20 protein-coding genes and 3 pseudogenes are annotated in these 15,887 nt (G+C 72.1%); 6 read left to right on the plus strand and 17 right to left on the minus strand.

Annotated elements, in window-relative coordinates; all coding sequences use genetic code 11:
* On the minus strand, positions 1 to 619 hold a 619-nt coding region (locus Ae331Ps2_RS28880; RefSeq protein WP_084797561.1), incomplete at its 3' end, for a transposase family protein.
* A 181-nt stretch (positions 620 to 800) separates the two neighbouring features.
* On the opposite strand from Ae331Ps2_RS28880, the gene Ae331Ps2_RS28885 reads away from it, so the two are divergent.
* On the plus strand, positions 801 to 1,277 hold the full coding sequence (locus Ae331Ps2_RS28885) for a hypothetical protein (protein WP_249265415.1): 477 nt from the start codon (positions 801 to 803) through the stop codon (positions 1,275 to 1,277).
* A 24-nt stretch (positions 1,278 to 1,301) separates the two neighbouring features.
* Here Ae331Ps2_RS28885 and Ae331Ps2_RS28890 read toward each other — a convergent pair whose 3' ends face one another.
* The 14 genes and pseudogenes from Ae331Ps2_RS28890 to Ae331Ps2_RS28945 all read right to left on the minus strand — a co-directional run bounded on the left by Ae331Ps2_RS28890 (position 1,302) and on the right by Ae331Ps2_RS28945 (position 11,051).
* Positions 1,302 to 1,943: a GNAT family N-acetyltransferase gene (locus Ae331Ps2_RS28890; RefSeq protein WP_249265414.1), complete on the minus strand. Its 642-nt coding sequence runs from the start codon at positions 1,941 to 1,943 to the stop codon at positions 1,302 to 1,304.
* The gene (locus tag Ae331Ps2_RS28895; RefSeq protein ID WP_075313221.1) at positions 1,940 to 2,701 is read right to left on the minus strand and encodes a lasso peptide biosynthesis B2 protein; all 762 of its coding nucleotides are present in this window, start codon (positions 2,699 to 2,701) and stop codon (positions 1,940 to 1,942) included. The genes Ae331Ps2_RS28890 and Ae331Ps2_RS28895 overlap by 4 nt, the downstream gene beginning before the upstream one ends.
* A complete protein-coding gene (locus tag Ae331Ps2_RS28900; protein ID WP_083696407.1) occupies positions 2,701 to 4,047 on the minus strand; it encodes an asparagine synthase-related protein in 1,347 nt (448 codons plus the stop codon). The genes Ae331Ps2_RS28895 and Ae331Ps2_RS28900 overlap by 1 nt, the downstream gene beginning before the upstream one ends.
* The gene (locus Ae331Ps2_RS28905; protein WP_075313217.1) at positions 3,945 to 4,487 is read right to left on the minus strand and encodes a hypothetical protein; all 543 of its coding nucleotides are present in this window, start codon (positions 4,485 to 4,487) and stop codon (positions 3,945 to 3,947) included. Before Ae331Ps2_RS28905 ends, Ae331Ps2_RS28900 begins: the two co-directional genes overlap by 103 nt.
* Before the next feature lie 116 nt (positions 4,488 to 4,603).
* Entirely contained in the window at positions 4,604 to 4,711 is a 108-nt protein-coding gene (locus Ae331Ps2_RS31585) for an albusnodin family lasso peptide (RefSeq protein WP_139319120.1), read from the minus strand.
* An 863-nt stretch (positions 4,712 to 5,574) separates the two neighbouring features.
* Complete coding sequence (locus Ae331Ps2_RS28910; RefSeq protein ID WP_075313215.1) at positions 5,575 to 5,805, minus strand: hypothetical protein; 231 nt, start codon at positions 5,803 to 5,805, stop codon at positions 5,575 to 5,577.
* A gap of 50 nt (positions 5,806 to 5,855) precedes the next feature.
* Entirely contained in the window at positions 5,856 to 6,050 is a 195-nt protein-coding gene (locus tag Ae331Ps2_RS33720) for a helix-turn-helix domain-containing protein (RefSeq protein WP_249265420.1), read from the minus strand.
* Positions 6,024 to 6,263: pseudogene (locus tag Ae331Ps2_RS33725) on the minus strand (WhiB family transcriptional regulator); the annotation flags it as partial. The pseudogene Ae331Ps2_RS33725 and the gene Ae331Ps2_RS33720, both read right to left, overlap by 27 nt.
* Before the next feature lie 96 nt (positions 6,264 to 6,359).
* Complete coding sequence (locus Ae331Ps2_RS28920; RefSeq protein ID WP_075313211.1) at positions 6,360 to 6,767, minus strand: single-stranded DNA-binding protein; 408 nt, start codon at positions 6,765 to 6,767, stop codon at positions 6,360 to 6,362.
* Between the two features lie 345 nt (positions 6,768 to 7,112).
* Entirely contained in the window at positions 7,113 to 7,685 is a 573-nt protein-coding gene (locus Ae331Ps2_RS28925) for a hypothetical protein (protein WP_075313209.1), read from the minus strand.
* Positions 7,682 to 8,083 (minus strand): hypothetical protein, encoded by a 402-nt coding sequence (locus tag Ae331Ps2_RS28930; protein ID WP_075313208.1) that lies wholly within the window; start codon positions 8,081 to 8,083, stop codon positions 7,682 to 7,684. The genes Ae331Ps2_RS28925 and Ae331Ps2_RS28930 overlap by 4 nt, the downstream gene beginning before the upstream one ends.
* A gap of 96 nt (positions 8,084 to 8,179) precedes the next feature.
* Entirely contained in the window at positions 8,180 to 8,641 is a 462-nt protein-coding gene (locus tag Ae331Ps2_RS28935) for a hypothetical protein (RefSeq protein ID WP_075313207.1), read from the minus strand.
* A gap of 80 nt (positions 8,642 to 8,721) precedes the next feature.
* Positions 8,722 to 9,168 (minus strand): hypothetical protein, encoded by a 447-nt coding sequence (locus Ae331Ps2_RS28940; RefSeq protein WP_075313206.1) that lies wholly within the window; start codon positions 9,166 to 9,168, stop codon positions 8,722 to 8,724.
* 176 nt (positions 9,169 to 9,344) lie between these two features.
* Entirely contained in the window at positions 9,345 to 11,051 is a 1,707-nt protein-coding gene (locus Ae331Ps2_RS28945; protein ID WP_075313205.1) for a hypothetical protein, read from the minus strand.
* Positions 11,052 to 11,599: 548 nt separating this feature from the next.
* Here Ae331Ps2_RS28945 and Ae331Ps2_RS32310 point away from each other — a divergent pair.
* Both Ae331Ps2_RS32310 and Ae331Ps2_RS28950 read left to right on the plus strand, forming a co-directional pair.
* Complete coding sequence (locus tag Ae331Ps2_RS32310; protein WP_170917166.1) at positions 11,600 to 11,749, plus strand: hypothetical protein; 150 nt, start codon at positions 11,600 to 11,602, stop codon at positions 11,747 to 11,749.
* Positions 11,750 to 11,778: 29 nt separating this feature from the next.
* Positions 11,779 to 12,081: a hypothetical protein gene (locus tag Ae331Ps2_RS28950; protein WP_075313273.1), complete on the plus strand. Its 303-nt coding sequence runs from the start codon at positions 11,779 to 11,781 to the stop codon at positions 12,079 to 12,081.
* Between the two features lie 40 nt (positions 12,082 to 12,121).
* Here Ae331Ps2_RS28950 and Ae331Ps2_RS28955 read toward each other — a convergent pair whose 3' ends face one another.
* Positions 12,122 to 13,171 carry a hypothetical protein gene (locus tag Ae331Ps2_RS28955; protein WP_075313204.1) on the minus strand — a complete coding sequence of 350 codons (1,050 nt, stop codon included), beginning with the start codon at positions 13,169 to 13,171 and terminating at the stop codon, positions 12,122 to 12,124.
* A gap of 1,260 nt (positions 13,172 to 14,431) precedes the next feature.
* On the opposite strand from Ae331Ps2_RS28955, the gene Ae331Ps2_RS33870 reads away from it, so the two are divergent.
* From Ae331Ps2_RS33870 to Ae331Ps2_RS33880, 3 genes and pseudogenes are all read left to right on the plus strand, one after another.
* Positions 14,432 to 14,803: a transposase gene (locus tag Ae331Ps2_RS33870; RefSeq protein ID WP_075313202.1), complete on the plus strand. Its 372-nt coding sequence runs from the start codon at positions 14,432 to 14,434 to the stop codon at positions 14,801 to 14,803.
* 41 nt (positions 14,804 to 14,844) lie between these two features.
* Positions 14,845 to 15,054, plus strand: a pseudogene (locus Ae331Ps2_RS33875) (IS3 family transposase); the annotation flags it as partial.
* Between the two features lie 55 nt (positions 15,055 to 15,109).
* Positions 15,110 to 15,424, plus strand: a pseudogene (locus Ae331Ps2_RS33880) (transposase); the annotation flags it as partial.
* An 8-nt stretch (positions 15,425 to 15,432) separates the two neighbouring features.
* Here Ae331Ps2_RS33880 and Ae331Ps2_RS28980 read toward each other — a convergent pair.
* A partial coding sequence (locus Ae331Ps2_RS28980; protein WP_217695661.1) for a transposase family protein occupies positions 15,433 to 15,887 on the minus strand: 455 nt, incomplete at its 5' end.

The raw sequence follows: 15,887 nt of genomic DNA on the forward strand, positions 1-15,887 counted from the left end.
GTTTGATGGGCACGGTGAGCCGGTCGGCTTCGCCTTCGTAGCCGAGGTCGCCCAGCGCGGCGTGGGTGTCGTCGGTGAACGCGGCCAGGCCCTCGAGCAGCCCGGGGTGGGTACGGGCGCAGCGGGTGTCGTGCTCGCGGCCCGGCCGCACGTCGCTGGTCCATAGCGGCCATCCATCAGGTGCGGTGAGGACCTGGATGTTCCCGCCGTGGCGGCGGTGCTTGCCCGACCACCACAGGTCGACCCCGGGGGTGAGGCCGAGCGCGCGGCACCGGTCGGTGGCGATCAGGGTGCCGTCGAGATTCACGTGGGTGTGCCCGGCTGTGCGGGCGGCGAGCAGGGCTCCGTGCAGGCCGGGTGCGGCCGCGGCGAGGACGTCGATGCCTTCGTGCAGGTAACGGTAGGCCGTTGCAGTGCTGATCGCGTTGTCACCGGCCAAACATCGGACCCGGGTAGCATCACAGAACCAGCGGATCACCAGCACTGCCTGGGCGAACGGGGTCAACGCCCGCCGCCGGGTGCCACGTCGACGGCGTTGAAGGACCAGGAGCCGCGCCAGATAGGCCACGGTGCGCTCCCCGATCGGGAGGACAGCGGTGTAGGTGACAGGATCAGACATGCAGGACCTCGGTGACGGTGTCGATCTGTGCTGGACCGAACCGATCTACCGGGGTCCTGCCCCGTTCCCGCTCATCTCACCACCCTCGGCGTGTCGCCACGACCTGCCACCCCGCTACTGAGAACACCTCACTGCCGGATGTGTCGACGCGGTCAACGACGGGAGAGACGCCATCGACGCGATGACGGCCTGGGCGAGCCCGGGGCTGCTCTCGGCCGACGACGATCCGGCCACGGCGATCGCCTACGTGACCGTCACCTTCGCCGTGACCGTCGAGACCGGCGATCCGCATCCGGCGGCCGAGCCGGTCGACGCGATCACCGCGGCGCTGCTCGGTCGCGGGTTCGCGATGCTGACATCCATGGATCCCGGCGCGCTGCGCGCGGCTCCGGTGCTGCCGGGTTGGTTCGGCCCGATCACCGGCGAGGACCGGATCCGGCTCGGTGCACCGGGCGAGCAGTTCTACGACGGCGACCTCGGGGCCGCTGTCCCCGCCCGATGGCACTCCACCGCCCTGTCGCGGGGCTGGTTGGTCGTACTCGTCGCCACCCGGCTGGACCTGCACCGCGACGACCGGGCCGATCAGGCCCACAGTGCCCTGCACGACGGGCGGCTCCTGCCTGCCAGGTCCCGCTACGGGGGCTCACCGGTCCCGTAGCGGGCTCCCGCTGATCCGAGCGGATCAGCCGGTGGCCAGGTGGGCGTCGGCGACGATGTCCATGATCAGCTCGTCGGCTTCGGCGCCGCGCCAGTACCCGGCGCGGCGCAGCCGCCCCGCGTGGGCAAATCCGGCCTTCTCGTAGGCGGTGATCGCGCCGGTGTTGGGCTCGAGGACCTTGAGCCAGACAGAGCGCAGCGCCGAGATGGTGAAGGCGTAGTCCAGGGTCAGCCGGGTCGCCTCGACCGTGAGGCCTCGGCCACGACCGTCGGCGCCGAGCAGGATGATGAACTCCGCGGTGCGCACGTAGTGGTCGATGCGCAGCGCGCTGGTCCCGACCGGCACCGGCCCCCCGGGCCGGGTCAGGTCGTAGATGGTGAACCGCGGGATGGTGCCCATGCTGCGGGCTTGGGCGTCGTAGCCGGCCAGCCGCGCTTCGAGCGATTCCGGGGTCTGGCGGCCCATCCCGACGATGACGGCGGGCTCGTTCTCCCACTGCCAGTACAGCTCGGCCAGCTCGCGGGTGAACGGGCCCAGCGCGGCACGCGCGCCCAGCATCCACAGCAGCGGCGCGGCCGCGGCGGTGCTGTCGCCATTCGTGGCACCGGGGGCGGTGGTGTCCGTGGTGGTGTCTGTGGTGCTGTGGCCGTTGGAGGTCAGCGTCATGGGGTGTCTCCTCTCGCCGCCCGGCCGCGGTGGCGCGTGGGCGCGGTGGGTTCGGGCAGCTGGATCAGTGGTGTGAAGCGCAGCGTGGAGGTGGGCTCGCCGACGGGGCAGCCGTCGAGACTGAGCCAGGCGTGCAGCCTGATCGGATCCGCGGCGATCCCGTGGCACCACCCAGCTCGCCGGCCGGTGACGGCCAGGGCGAGCATCGCCGCGACGGTTTCCTCCAAGCACGCTGTCCGGAACGGAGACAGGCCTCCGATGACGCGCACACAGTGTAGGACCGCGACCACCTGGGTGTCGCGCGCCGGGCGGCGCGCCACCCAGGCCGCGATACGGACCAGGCGCAGCATGCGGGAGAACGCGTGGGCCCGGCGCCCGGTGGCACGGACGAGCAGCACTGCTGCCAGCGCGCACGCCGCGATCGGTGCCCACGCCGGCGACAGCGGCCCGCGCGCCGGGAGTGCGCCCGGCGCTTCCTGGGTGCCCCAGCTGGCGTCGGTTTCCGGGATGTCGACGATCGGCGCGGGCACCTGGCCCGGCTGGGCCGGGTGCAGGAACCCCGCGCTCGACAGGCTCGCGGCCAGCGCCTCGGCCTCGGTGCCGGGCGTCCAGGTGCCGGTGGCGTCGAGGGCGAGGAAGGCCTCGCGCTGGGAGCCGAGTAGGGCGCGCACCGTGCCGGTGCGTGCGTGCAGCAGCACGACGGTGTGGCCGAGATCCGCGGCACGGACCTCGGGCGGACGGACGAGCAGCGTGGTCATCAGAAGACCTCCCATCGGGAGTTGGTCGAGCCCGCCGGCGGCGGGTCCTCGTCGGTGGTGGTCCAGCGGGCGGCCGCGGGGCGCTGGTGGAGGGCGCGTAGCCACACCTCGGTGGCCAGGACGGGGTTGAGCTGGTGGAACCCGATGCCCGGGGCGCCGGCGGCGGCGCGGGTGAGCAGCGCCCGGTAGTGGGCGGGGTCGATCAGGCCGCGGGCGGCCAGCTCGCCGTCGACGAGCCCGGTGAGGGCCTGGAGGTGGGTGCGCAGTCCCCGGTACTGGTCGGGGGTGAAGTCGCCCTTCGTCCGCCGCGCCGTCACCGTCTCGGGCAGCAGCCCGGCCATGGCCTGGCGCAGCACCGGCTTGTAGTCACCCGGCGCGGCGCGCAGCGGTCCGGGGACCGCGAGTGCGGCCTCGACCACGCTCGCGTCGGTGAACGGGTTGTGCAGGGTGATGCCGTGGAGCTGTTCGGTGATCTGTGCGTCGGCGCGGGCGGTGCGGGCCACGACCCGCATCGCTGTGCGGGTGCGTGCCGCCTCGCCCGGCTCGCCGCGGGCCGCGGCCGCCCGGGCCCCGGCGAGCAGCGGCCAGACCGCCGTGCGCCGCAGCCGGGCCCAGCCCAACGCGTGACGCAGTAGCAGCGCCTGCGAGTGCAGGGTTCGCGTTGCGGCGAGGTCGGGCAGGTATCCGGGTTGCGGGCCGAGCAGGGTGTCCCCACCGTCGCCGGTCACCAGGTCCCCGACCCCACGACCGGCCAGCAGCGCGAGTTCGGCGTCGAACCGGGCGATCGCGACCGTGGACGGCGCCGGCTCATCGGTCGCCGGAACCAGCTCACCTATCCGCCCGTAGGGCAGGTGCCGGTCATCCAGGGGGCAGAGCAGGTGCTCCACGGTCCGGGCCAGCCCGGCCAGCCCGGTGCGGGCGTAGGCGACCGCAGCGCGGGCGTAGTCGAGATCCCCACCCGCTGTGGTCCCGGCCGGGTGCACCGTCACCGCCACAGCGGCGTGGCCCAGGTCCTCGGCGCGAGCGGTGCGGCACTGGGCGAGCAGCATCGCCAGCGACGTCGAGTCCATTCCCCCTGAGCAGTCCGCGGCCACTGCATGGCCGGTCGAGCTGGCACCCGCGGCGATCTCGGCGACCGCTCCCTGCATCGCCGCCCGTAGCCGGTCAGCCGGCTGATCGGGCCCGCTGCTCGGGGCGCCGGCGGTGGCGAGCGGGCGGATCGTGGTCCCCGACGCGGAGACGGTCAGGCGGGCACCGGGCGGTACTGCGGTGACCCCGGCGAACGCCGACCGGTCGCCGGTCCCGCTGCCGTGCTCGGTGCCGGGTGCAGGTGGGCGTGTAGCCATGTGTCGTCGACGTTGGCGCCGATCAGGGCGGCGAGCGCCACTGCGCTCGATCCCCACAGCGGGGCCCCGTCTGCGGTGGCCGCGGTGTAGACCGGCTGCACCCAACCGGGATCGGTGAGCACCACCGTGGCCTCATCGGTGATCTCCACGACGGTGTAGGCCCCGGCCAACGCGGTGACCGCCGAGTCGGGAACACCGTGTCGGACCCAGTGCTCCAGCACCGCGACGTCGCAGCGGGCGCGCCCCAGGCCCGCCACCGTCCGGTGGGGGCCCTGCACGGTCGCGGCCTGCGAGCTGGACCAGTCTCCACACACCCACGCCGTCCTGACGTCCCGGCCGAGCGCGCAGGCGCCGGCCGGGAACCCGGCCCCGGTGCAGCCGGTGCCGGTGCGGGCAGGGCCAGGGGCGGTGCCGCGGCCACCGAACCATCGAACGCTCATCGTCTCGACCTCCCAGGTCGGGTTCTCCGGCGCACCCCAGGAAGTGGGGTGCTGTAACGACGAGGGCCCGGTGAACGACAGTGCGTTCACCGGGCCCTCGCGCCTACGGCCCTGGATCAGGCGTAGACGTAGCGCTTGTCCTCCGACGTGCCGGAACCACCGCCCTCGGTCAGGACCGCGGCGTCACCCAGCTCGACCATCTCGGTCTCGTTGTGCTGCGACATGCAAGATCACCTCCTCTCGGGTGTGCTCGTAGGCGCATCGACCAAGTACTGGCCGCGCGCTGCCTTCCCCAGCCGCTACCGGCCGGATCCGGGCCCACCGCCGGTCGCGGTGGGACGTGACTCGCCCGCACCGCGCGGGCCGCCGCGCCGGGGACGCGCGCTCGCCCGACCGGTGTGACACCACCCCGCCCACGTTCAGGGGGCCGAGGGACGAAGTCGGTGGTGTCACCCGTGTCGGGTGTGGCTGGCGCGGCATCGGTGGGGAAGGCGGGCCGTGGGGTGCAGAGTCACCACGTCCCCACCTCGGCGGCGGAGGCTGCTCCGTACGTGCGCCGTAGCGGTCCGAGCACCATGATCGCGTTACCGACCGCGCGGGGCTCCCTCGATCACCTCGGCCCCGGGGGGGCGACGCAGGACTACGGCGTTGACAGGCGCCGGTCCTGGTCTGACGACTACCGCCCCGGTCCCGGTCTAGTCCGGCTCCTGACCGTTCGACAACCGTGGGGACCGCGGAAGCCCCGCTCGAGCTCGATCCGAGCAAGGCCTCCGCGATGTGCGTCGAGGTGTGTCTACGAACCCCTGATCACGATGCGCGATCCGGGAGCGGTGCGCTGATCCAGTCGGTGACCTGCTCGCCTCGGCGTGCAGTGTGCCTCGCTGGAAGTGGGCGTCGAGAGCGTCCGGGGTGATCCCGGCGCCGATGGCGCGCTCGCGCACGGTCTTGTCCTGTTTCTCGGTCACGCCTGTCAACGCCGGGCCTCCCTCGTTGTCGTGGACGTAGTCGGTGCGTGCGCATCCGGCTAGCACGCGGTGTCGTTGCCGGCTGTCGGTGACGACGGCGGCGCGCCGGTCCGCGACCTGGGTCAGTTCCAGGTGTAGCTCGCACCGAGCAGCTCCCGCCGGTGGGCTGGGGTCTCGGTGATCGTCGCTTCGTAGGTGGTGTCGTCGCTGGCAGCGCAGCCGTGGCCGTCGCCGGTGTGGTCGAACACGGTCGTGGTGAACCACTCGTCGAGGTCGGCATCGGGTGCTGGGGCCACCAGTGCGATGGTGTGCTGCGAGGTGCGCCCGCAGCTGTAGGTGTTCTCGATCCTCACGCCTACCAGGACCGAAAGGTCCTGGTAGGCGCGGCTCTGGGCCGGGCCGGTCATGCGCTGGTGCGGGCGTCGGCTCGCCACCGGTCCAGGGTGCGGCGGCTGACGCCGACCTGGGCGGCGACGTCGTCGATCCGATCTCCGTGCTCGACCCGAGCGATGGCATCGGCTCGTCGCCGGGCCCGTTCGCTGCGGGGCGACCGACGGCCGGCACGGCATGGGCGCCCAGCGGTGCGGGCGCGCCGCACGGCGCGGCGCTCGTCCTCGCTCAGCCCGCCCCACACCCCGAATTCCTGGCCGGACGAGAGGGCCCACTCAGCGCAGGCTGCGGTGACCGGGCATCGGCGGCACACGGCCTTGGCGGCGTCGAGCTGGCGCGTCGAGGCGGGCCCGGGCCCGGTGATGAAGAACAGCTCGGGGTCCTCGTCACGGCATGGTAGGGCGTTGTCCAGGAAGTCCATCGGTTACTCACCTCTTTCACAGGTCGGGCGGGTGGAGACCGGGCGGGGCACCGCCTGAGGGGTGGCTGGGTGCCCCGCCCGGTGGCCGACCGGGGGTCAGTCGGCCGTCTGGGGAGCGGTGGTCGAACCGGCCCGCTCGCGCCCGGGCTGACGGGTCACCGTCGCCCTCGCGCGGCGCAGGTCGGCGGCGATGGTCTGGGCCCGCAGCTCGGTGCGCCGGACCGGGTAGTCGGCCCCGGCGGGGGTGAAGGAGTTGTCGGCGAGCTTGCCGATCACGATCACGGCGTCCCCGGCGTGCAGCGACTCCGCGGTGTTCTCGGCCAGCTCGCGGAAGGCGACCACCTCGGTCCAGACCGGGGGGTTCTCGCGCCACTCGCCGCTGCGGCGGTCGACGTAGCGGTCGTTCTGGGCGATCGAGAACCGCAGGACCGCGTCCCCGGTGTGCTCGCTGTAGAACAGCTCGGGCGCCTTGCCGATGTTGCCGGTCAGGGTGATCTCGTTCATGGGTGCCTCCAGGGGGTGTCGGGCTGGTTGGTGACGCGGCCCTGCCTCAGCGCGGCGGCGCGGGGCCCGTCAGGGGTGGCGGGGGTTCGGTGCTGGCCCGAGCGGGTGGGAACCCGCGAAGCGGGTCCGAACGCAGTGAGGCGCCGTCCCACCCGCTCGGCGTCCGGGCGCCGGTTCATCGGCACGTACCTCGCGCCGGGGTGCTGACCTTCGGGCGTCTCCACACCTGGGCACCGACATCCCCAGGAGGCATCCCGCCCCACCGGGGGCACTCGTTCCCGGCCGACACGTCGCAGCGTGGCGGGCACGGCCGCCGTCAGCAGATAGCCACAGCGCCCAGACAGCTCAGACCCAGACGACGTCGCGCTGGTGGGCTCGCGCGTAGAGCGTGACCTCGCGCAGCACGGCGAGCCGGTCCTGCAGCCACCCGGCCTGGCGCCCGAAGTCGATCACCGCGCCGTCGCGGTGCTCGGTGGCTGGTACGCCGGCGTCGGCGGGCGCCGCCGCCAAGGCCAGCTCGACCCGGCCGAGCATCAGCTCCGCGGGAAGAGATCCCACCAGGGCATCCTCGGCGTCCTGCGGAGTGGACGGCGCGATCCCGGCCATGGTCGCCGGGTGCAGGTCGCCGGCGCCGATCTCCGTGCACAGGCCCAGGGCGCGCAGCAGCGTGCGCGCGTGGACGCTGGCCAGATTGAGGCGCGGTTCGCCGTCGGTGTTGCGGTGCTCGACGACGTAGCCCGCGCGGCCCCGGCACCACGGGTCCGTGCAGCACCGGTGGTGTTCGGCCAGGCCCGCGGTCGCGGCGGTGTAGTCGCGGAACCGGCGGCGGTCTTGGCGAGGGGTGGCGGGGCAGTGGATGGACGCGCCGAGCACGGTCGCGCAGGCGGCGGGCTCGGCGGGGAAGAAGGTGACGGTCACGGTCGGCTCCCTACTGCTGGTGTTCGGGCGGGCAGTCCGCCGTGGTGGATGAGGTAGAGGTCGGTGAGGTGCTCGCAGACGTCGCGGGACTGACCGGCGGTGATCATCGGGAGGAACTGGCGGGTGTAGATGCCGCTGCTGCCCTCGACGAAGCACATCCCGCCGGGCAGCAGGTCACACGGCTCCGGGCCCTCGCCGGGCACCTGCTCGCGCACGTCGTGGAACTCCACCCCGCCCATGTCCGGCGCATCGAGGTGAGCCCAGAGCTCGACGGCTCCGGCGGGGCCGGAGCAGATCAGCGAGTGCTTGGTGTGGAGTCCGCGGACCTGACGCCGACCCCAGAGGGTCAGGCCGGGAACGTGGAGGATCTCGCCGTTGATGTGGGCCAGGGTGTTCATCGCGTGTGCCTCTCGTTCGGGACCGGCTCGGAGCCAGAGCCTGTGGTGATCGGCGGCCAGGGGAACGGGAGTGCCCGTCCTCCTGGCCGGAGGTGGTCAGGGGTTCGCGCGGTCCATCACGCGCCCGGCGATCAGGACGTTGTGGTAGGCGGCGAGGGCGTCGCCGCTGGTGCGGCCGTCGTCCTGGACGTTCTGCGCCGCGCGGGCGGCGTCGGAGACGAGGTCGGGCAGGACCGGTTCGATCACGAGATCGAGGACGGCGTCGGCGAGGGCGCCTTCGTGGTCGGCGAGCACGTGCAGGGGGACCCCGGCGCGGTGCAGCGCGGCGCCGACCAGACACATCGGGCGGTGGCCGTCGGCGCTGACGTAGCGGCACGAGGGCAGCCCGTGCTCGACGCTGTTCTCGGCGAACAGCGGGTGGTGATCCTGCGGGTCGACGTAGGCGTCGGGGTCGGTGTCGATGTCGATGTCGGGGTAGGTCCAGTTCAGGCCGCGGTCGGCGACCACGGCGTGCAGCGCAGCAGTGAGCTGGTCCTCGGTGATGGCGAAGGTGGGCATGATGAATGACCCCTCTGGAGAAGGTGGAATGGGAAACGACGCGGCGGGACCCGGTCCCGGTGGGCCGGTCCCGCCGGGGCTCAGCGGTTGAGCAGGTCGCGGTGGTAGCCGGCCAGGGCCACGATCACGGGTCCGAGGTCGGCGGCGTCGACGATCGGCCGGATGTCGCGGGTCAGGGCATCGTCGGCGAGCGTGTCGGGGTAGCAGACCCCGACGGTGACCTCGTCGCCGGTGAGCTCGCAGTCCTCACCCAGCTCCTCGGCCCACCGCTCCGGACACAGCGGGTGGACCGAGTGCAGCGTGACCGAGAGACCGGCCGTCCCCGCGCAGCTGGCCCACTGTGCTGCGAGCCAGCGCATCTCCACCGCGCCGTCGTCATCGGAGACGACCAGCCGGATCCAGTGCGGATCCGGCGCGATGGAGACGCCCAAGCCGTCGAACCGGGTCGAGCGCTCCCGGAGCCGGTCGAGGCTCAACGCCTCACCGAGCCGGGCACCGGCGCTGGTGTTCGTGTTGGTGATCGTCATGGTGGCCCTCCACGGGGTCGGTGAGGCTCGGTGGCTGGAACGCCGCTGTGCTGACCTGTGGGCGATCCGGCCCGAGCCCTCCCCAGCTCCAGGACCCGGCCCACCACCGACATGTCCCGCCGGACACCCCACGGGGCAGAGCACGCTGCGGCGCCCCGCCCCGAACGAGGTGACGATCAGCCAAGGGCCGCTGCCTCGCTGTCCTCCTCACCCTCGGGTGCACCCTGCTCGTCGACATCAAAATCGTCGCCGGGGTCTTGAAGGACGTCGGTGGTGTCGTCGGTGAGGACGAGCTGCTCGACGTCGGCCAGGGCGTAGCCCCAATCGCGCAGCTGGGCGAAGTAGCGGCGCGTCGCCGGGGTCGGGTTGCGCCAGCTGTCGCGGCTGGTGCCGTCCTCGTAGGCGGCGAGCACCAGGGCGAGCGCGAGCATGGTGGCCCGGGCCGTGGAGCCGGAGCGTGCGGCCTCGGCGATGGGGCTGGGTTTGCCGCTGTAGTAGCTGTAGCCGCCGCCTGCGTCGCCGAGCCCGAGCAGTGTTGAGGCGAGGTCGTTGCCGGATTCCATCGCCCGGCGCAGGTCGTGGTCGCCCTGGGCGAACTCGGCGGCGACGAAGATCGCCGCTCCCTTCGGGGCAGCCTTGCGGGCGAACAGCTCGCGCAGCCAGTCGCGGCGCACGACCTGCGCGGACTCCCACGCCTTGTTGTTCGCGATCACCGTGCGGCGCGCCTCGCGCGCGGCCTCACGCTCGCGGTCCTCCCGGACTTGACGCTGCTCGTCGGTCTCCCCGACCGGCGCGGCCGGCTTCTGGCTGCTGCTCGGGTGGTCGTAGCGTTCGGCGTGGCCGTGGGTGGCGGGGTCGGTGCACACCCACAGCGTGTGGGCGGTCTTTCCCTGGTCGAAGTCGAAGCGCACCGTGACCGTCGCGGCATGGCCCGGGCAGTCGCGGTGGGCGTCCTCGGTGAGCTCGGTACCCGACGGGTCGTCCAGGCTGGGCCGTAGCCGGGCCAGGGTCATCGCGGTGCCGTGACCGGCGTCGTCGCGACCCAGGACGGTGACACCGTCCTCGCGCAGCTGGTCTTCGAGCTCGGCGCACAGGGCCCGCTCGGTGCGGGTGTCACGCAGCCGCTGCGCGGCGTGGGCGAGCTGGTGAGGCCGCTGTAGCGCGGTTTCGGTGAGCTGGTCGACGGCGTCGTCGTCGTCGCTGAACTCGGCGATCACCGACATCTGGATCAGATCGAGGTCGTAGCGGGCGCCGACCTCGATCGCGCGGGCGCTGCCGGCGACCGCGGTGGTCTGGCGGACCCGCTTGGCCGGGGTCCGCGTGGTGCGCGCGATCTGCGCCGCGGACATCCCGAGCCCGAGCAGCTGCTGGTGGGCGGTGACCTGTTCGGCATCGGAGATGTCGGCTCGGTGCTGGTTCTCCGTGAGCTGGTCGATGATCCGTTCGGCGTCGTGAGTGCGTCGGGCCCGCTCCGGTTCAGTGTCGATGTCGCCGGTGGTCGGCTGGGGTTCGATGAGGACCCTCACGCGTGCCAGGCCGGCCTTGAGCGCGGCCAGGGTGCGACGTTGGCCCTTGCGCACGACCAGCACGCTGACCCCGTCGCCGTCGCCGTCGTTGCGTCGGTAGACGCTGATCGGCTCACGTACACCGCGGTCGCGGACCGAGGCCCAGAAGTGCGGGTCGAGCTGAACCTCGGTGCGGGTGTTGACCTCCAAGACCAGCTCGGCGGGGTCGGCCCAGGCCAGCTCACCGAGCTGGTCGAGCGTGCTGAGGGCCGCGCTGGTGTCGAACCCCGGGCGGGTGGTGTCGAACTCGGTGTCGGGCTGGTCGTCGGTGCCGACCGTCGCTTCTGTGGTCGCTTCGGTGGTCGGTTCTGTGGTCATGGGCAGCAGGCCTTTCACTCACCGGTGATGGCCACCCGGCGTCGCTGGCCGGGTGGTGCGTCCCCGATGGCCGGGGGCGCGCTGCGCGTCTCCGGCGGCCCGACGGGTGGCTCGGTGGGGGTTCTGCCGTGGTCGCGGCGGCGTGGACCCGCCGGGCGGTGGTGGTGCGCATGCAGGTAGCTGCGGGGCGGGTTCACCCGCGGGGCCCGCGTCGGGTGCGGCCACGCGCGGCATCGGCGGGCAAGCCGGGCGGCGGGGTGCAGAGTCACCACGGCCCACCCGGCTGCGGTCGCGACCTCACCGGAACCCTGCGCTCACCGAACGACCACGCAGACCCCCACGGTTCGAACTATTGTTCCCATCTGGGTTAGGCTGCGCGGGTCCGTCGGGTGGGGGAAGCACCCCGACGGACCACAGAGCCGGGACGGCGCCGGGAGGGCTGGGGATGGGCGAGAATAGTCGTTACGAGCGCTACGCCCACCGTTTCGACGCCGAGACCGAAGCCGAGGCCTCGGCGCTGCGGGTCGTGGCCGGTCTGGTCGAGCGGGGTGCCGCCGATCCCGGACCGGGTGGTCGCCGGTCGGGTCGCGGGGATCCTGCGGGCCGCGGCCGCCGAGCTCGCGGCAGGCCGGCCGGTGCAGCTGCAGCTGCAGCTGCAGCGCACGGTGCGGTGGACCGCTGATGCGCTCCGCGCCTAGCTCGATCCCCGGACGAGTGGGCAGCGGTGATGCGGGCCTCCGAGGAACGTGCCGCGGTCCAGCTCCGTGATGACCGCCTCCTGCTCGCCCAGTTCGCCCAACAGCTGCGGCGACGCGCGGTGCAGGACACCTACGCCGGGTTGCACGGCCAGGACGTCGGGCTGGCGATGGCCGCTGTATTCGACAGCCTGTCTGTGACGCTGGATCAGGTCCCCGACCAGGTCCGCCGCGATGCACTGGCCGCGGCGCGGCGCGAACACACGGGCCCAGATGGCCCCAACGATCCGCGTGGACGCACGCACAAGGGTCTTACCAGCGGTTTTGGTCACTAGCCGCGCCGCCTGGGGTGCGCCGCGGCCGCTGTGTGCCCGGTCAGGGCACGTGGCCGGCGCGAGCTTCCCGGAGCTGGCGCAGATGCTCACTGAGTGCCTCCCGTGCAGCCTGCCGCGCCCCCCGGCCGGCCGGCCGGTCGAGCAGCGCCCGGTCGAGCTTCACCACCGGCCCAGCCCCTCGGTACAGGACTGGTGGCTCCCGGCGATCGGACTCCGAAGCGGCGCTACTCCGCATGCGTCCGATCTGGACGGCGCGGATCTCGTGCAGCCGCCCGCGCCAGGGCCGCAGTCGTGCTCCCATGATCCGCAGCGGGTCGCGGGCATCGGTGGTGACCGGCCCACGGGCCTGGTCGGGGCGGTCGGGGTGATGTTCGAGGGCGTGCCGGAGCCCGGCGACGGTGGCGCCGGCTTCCCACCACGGCTTGAGCAGAGCTCGGGCACGCCAGATCTCGATCTTGCGGCTTTTTCGGCCTCCTAGGCCGAGAAGCGTGATCAACGAGAGGGTGGCTGCGTTTCTGGCACCGGCGGTGTCGGGGACGTCGTAGGGGTGCCATGCGGGCGGGGAGTTGAGTTGCGGCCGTCTGCCGCCCGACAAGGGCTTAGTACCCACGTGAGTAGTGGGGAGGTCGCCACTTTCATCCACAGTGTTCTGACCTTGGGATCCATGCTGCTCATGGCCAGTCTCGTCGTCGGGGGCCAGGCCGGCGTCGAGGCGGGGCAGCGGGCTGTGGGTGACCAGCGCGTAGGTGGGGGTCCGGCCGGTGTCGGTGCCGAGGAATTCCGCGCTCGCACCCGGTTCGACGACGACGAGCAGCCCGCAGTCGCGGGCCCAGGCCAGGACCCGGGAGACCGTGCGCTCGGCCCGATCGCCGGCGGCCCCCAGCCGTTCTGCGGTGAGTCCGGTGATCAGTCCGGTCTCCCAGTCCATGTGGCACACCAGCCTGTGCAGGATCGCTGACCAGCTGCGGCGCTTGTCCGAGCGCCAGTCCTCGTCGTCGACGAGGTGAGCGACGTGGCCGAGAGCTTCGGGTTGGGCGGTCAGGACCCGATACTCGCGGTCGATGAAGTGGCGCCAGCCCGGGTGCGGCACGAACCCGGCGCCATGCCGGGCGCGTGCCCGGGAAACACCGCGGGCTCGGGCACGGCGGCTCGGGGGCAGCGCGCGCCGCGGGCGACCGGGTCCGCTGGTCGGCCCGAGACGGCCGCGGGCAGCACGTCCGCGAGGCGTCCGGCGGAGTGCCGCGGCCGCGTGGATGCCGTAGGCACCGCTGGGCGGCTGCTCGACGAGCGGGAGCTCGTGGAGCAGGCAGAGCTGGGAGGGGCCGGAGGCCAGGGTGAACGCGCCGTGCTCGTAACACAGAGTGCAGAATCCGGTGCCCGCTGCTGGCGAGCGCTCTGATTCTGGGTACGACGAACTCGCCCCGTGTCTGTAGTGGTTGGCTCCCGGCCCAGGATGTATCCTGGACACGCGAAAGCGCCCCTTCTTCGCAGGTGGGGGATTGGCCCCGGTTCGCCGGGGCTGCGGCGTCAGGCGGGTGCAGGACCGGCTGACGCGAGAACGAACCGAGGCGGCCTCCGTGGCAGAGGCCGCCTCGTTCTCGTTATGAGGCCTTGCTCAGAGGCAGCTCCAGTTCGTCTCCACGACTGCGCTGACTCTTCGGCAGGCAGTACTCGGGAACGGAAAGGCCAAGGGCCTCCCCAAAGATCCTGGTCACCGCCTCGCCGACACCGACGCCGTCACGCGCGGCTATGGCCTCGGCGACCTCGCGCATGTGGCGGGGGAGTCGGACGTTCGTCGGAACCCGGTCTCCTCGATGCGGTTGCGGCATGGAGTGTTTGTACCCCAAGCGGAGCAGCCGCGGGCGCCGCCACGCCGAACCCGTACCGGTTTCCACTTCTTCCAGGCACGCGTCGGTGGCGCCGCATGGCTTCGCGTTCACTCGTAGTCGAGCCCCTCGTCGGTGTCGCGGCTCTGTTCTTGGCGCGGTGCCCGGAATGGATGAGTTCGGGCGTGAGCAGGCAGGGACTCCTGGTGGTCGAGAGAAGAGGGCGAAGTCGGCGTCACGAAGGCGACGTCGGTCGTCCCCGTCTTCAAACAGAATCGGATCGTGGCCCGTCCTGTCGGGGCCGGGGGATGTCCCAGGGCATCGCGGCGAGGACTTCATCGACCGGGGGCAGCCGAAGCTCGGCGAGCAGCTGGCGGGAATCGTCGTAGTTCAGCCGGGTCACCTCGTCCCAGGCCGGGACGCTGTAGCGGTCGAGGGGCCAGTGCAGGTCGGGGCTTGACCCCGGTTCTTGGACACGCTGAATCCAGCACTTGGTGCTGGGGAAGCGAGATGATCTGAGAATCATGGCCAGGAAGAGCTACTCCGAGGAGTTCCGTCGTCAGGCCGTGGACTTGTACGAGTCCACCCCGGGCGCCACGGTCCGTGGTATCGCCGAGGACCTCGGCATCGTGCGCGGGACGCTGCGGCACTGGCTCGAGGTCTACGGGACCGGCAGGAAGACCGCCGCTGACCGGACACCGACCTCCAGCCCGCTGCAGTCGAGGACGGCCACGACGACGAGCCCGTCGGCGCCGACCGATGAGACGCCGGCCCAGAAGATCGCCCGGCTTGAAGCGAGGGTGGACGAGCTCGAGATCGAGACCACCAAGCTCACGACCGAGCGGGAGATCCTTCAGCGGGCGGCCAAGTATTTCGCCGGGGAGACGCGCTGGTGAGTCGCTTCCAGTTCGTCGCCGACAACTCCGCCACCTTCGAGGTGAAGCGACTCTGTGAGCTCGTCGAGATCGAGCGCTCGTCCTACTACGCCTGGGTCAAGGCCGCCCCGGCACGCGACGAGCGTGCCCGGGCCGATGTCGAGCTCGCGGAGCGGATCAGGGCCGTCCACGCCGAGGACAACACCCAAGGGGCGCCACGGATCACCGCCGCACTCAACGACGATGCGCCCGTGGGTGAGCGCGTGAACCACAAGCGCGTCGCGCGGGTGATGCGCCTGGCGGGCATCCGGGGCTACGTCAAGAACCGTCGTCGGCTACGCCGTGGCCGACCACCTGCGCACCAACCTGATCACCGAGGCCCTCGCCGCCGCCCTGCTCACCCGCCGCCCACCAGCCGGAGTGATCATGCACAGCGACCGCGGGACGCAATACACGAGCCGGGAGTTCACCGACTTCTGCGCCGCCAACAATGTGGCCCGATCGATGGGCCGACGCGCCACCTGCTTCGACAACGCCGTCGCCGAGTCGTTCTTCGCCAGCTACAAGAAAGAACTCATCCACACCCGGCCATGGAACGACATCACCGAGGTCCGACAGCAGACATTGAGGTGTTCTCAGTAGCGGGTTGATCATGTCGTGCGGTCGTACTCGGTGTGGAGTAGTACGAGCGCAGCTGCGGTGATCGCGCCGGTGCGCCAGGGACATAGCGTGACTCGCCGCAACGCGGCGAAGGTGGTCTTGAGCAGGGCGTTTCCGCGTTCGGCCAGAGCACGAAGGGCTGAGTGCAGGGTGTTGACGGTGCGCTGGTTGACCGTCTGCCCGCGGCCGGGGGCGGGTTTGATGGGCACGGTGAGCCGGTCGGCTTCGCCTTCGTAGCCGAGGTCGCCCAGCGCGGCGTGGGTGTCGTCGGTGAACGCGGCCAGGCCCTCGAGCAGCCCGGGGTGGGTACGGGCGCAGCGGGTGTCGTGCTCGCGGCCCGGCCGCACGTCGCTGGTCCATAGCGGCCATCCATCAGGTGCGGTGAGGACCTGGATGTTCCCGCCGTGGCGGCGGTGCTTGCCCGACCACCACAGGTCGACCCCGG

It is taken from the genome of Pseudonocardia sp. Ae331_Ps2 (genome assembly GCF_001932405.1).
Taxonomy (GTDB): Bacteria; Actinomycetota; Actinomycetes; order Mycobacteriales; family Pseudonocardiaceae; genus Pseudonocardia.